The following is a 276-nucleotide window of genomic DNA, read 5'->3' on the forward strand; positions in this document are numbered from 1 at the left end:
TCTACCCTTCGCAACTCGTGCCTTGGTCGAGATTTCTGCAAGGAAAACAAGGACTAACCCCGGATTACGATCCGTTAGCGTTTATGATCGAGGAAACCCATAGGCGCGGAATGGAATTCCAAGCCTGGTTTAATCCTTTCAGGGCGAACACCGGTGAGAAGGCGGACAGCTTAGCCGCTAATCACGTCGCGATAACCCACCCGGAATGGATCGTTCAGTCCGGAGATAAGATGTACATCAACCCGGGAATACCGGAAGCCAGGCAGCATATTATCG

The 276-nt window shown here is 51.8% G+C and carries 1 protein-coding gene; it reads left to right on the plus strand.

Annotated features, from left to right (window positions below; genetic code table 11):
• Nucleotides 1-276, plus strand: a 276-nt coding sequence (locus tag KVT38_RS33695; RefSeq protein ID WP_217598070.1) for a glycoside hydrolase family 10-like protein, incomplete at both ends; no start/stop codon positions are given.

The sequence above is a fragment of the Cohnella sp. GbtcB17 genome (genome assembly GCF_019091135.1).
Lineage (GTDB): Bacteria > Bacillota > Bacilli > Paenibacillales > Paenibacillaceae > Cohnella.